This window comes from Mesorhizobium sp. M0998, from assembly GCF_040318885.1.
In the GTDB taxonomy this organism is placed as follows: domain Bacteria; phylum Pseudomonadota; class Alphaproteobacteria; order Rhizobiales; family Rhizobiaceae; genus Mesorhizobium.
In genome coordinates this window covers 1-743 of sequence record NZ_JAMYND010000128.1, presented here as the reverse complement: position 1 = coordinate 743, position 743 = coordinate 1, and the positions used below count along the sequence as shown (strand labels likewise).

General features: G+C 59.5%; 1 protein-coding gene. It reads right to left on the bottom strand.

The features are described from left to right. Positions 1 to 145: 145 nt before the first annotated feature. Positions 146 to 406 carry a hypothetical protein gene (locus NKH59_RS33410; RefSeq protein ID WP_352542276.1) on the bottom strand — a complete coding sequence of 87 codons (261 nt, stop codon included), beginning with the start codon at positions 404 to 406 and terminating at the stop codon, positions 146 to 148. Positions 407 to 743 lie beyond the last annotated feature (337 nt).

Here is a 743-nt window from a genome sequence, read left to right as displayed (position 1 = left end):
TGACAAGGCCCAGGGTAACCAAAGCCCCGCTCCGGCGTTGGGGCGAGGGCGGGGGACGCTTTGGCCGGAGCGGGGTTAGGCTAGGTGGTCACCCCGTGGCAAGCAAAGGCGACCGCAGTTGAGATTAGCGGATTTTGTGGCGCTTTCAATATTTCAATATCCGTGACTGAGTGCCTATCGCCTCAGCGGCGCTGGTAAGGAATCGGGCTTCTCGCAAGAGCGAGTCCCAGTTGAGGTTGCCCAATAGGTTGATGAGATCGCGCGCCTGTTCGACGGTGATCCCCGTTTCTTTGACCAGCCGCAGAATGACCAGGTCGTGCATCGGCGGTGGATTGGCGACTTCGCCGGCATCGCAGAACCTTCCAGCGGCAGCCCAAATCATCGGGACGAGGTAGAGCGTCTGCATTAATGGGCAAGAAGGACATTCTACAGGCGGACGTTTGTACCTGCTCCACTCAACCGGCTGGGTGATTAGCATGAGGCTTAGGCTGTGGTGCATGAGCACGCGGTAGCTGCGCAAGCTTCGCTACACCAGCGCACTCGGTCGTGCGCATTGGCACGCTGGCATGTGCATCGGTGGCGGCAACCGGCAGGGTGGGTGGTTTCAGAGATTGAGTACAGAAAAGGCCAGGAATAAATCGGGAGCGACTGTTCACGCGTTGTCCTCGACACGCTTGCCCTCCGCATCCGTCCCTTTGATCTCGGTAGTCCACGCCTCGGTTGGCGCCGATTGCTGGCGGATT

Excerpts from the sequence above, each read along its gene's own strand:
- NKH59_RS33410 (WP_352542276.1), bottom strand. The coding sequence starts at position 406 with ATGCAGACGCTCTACCTCGTCCCGATGATTTGGGCTGCCGCTGGAAGG.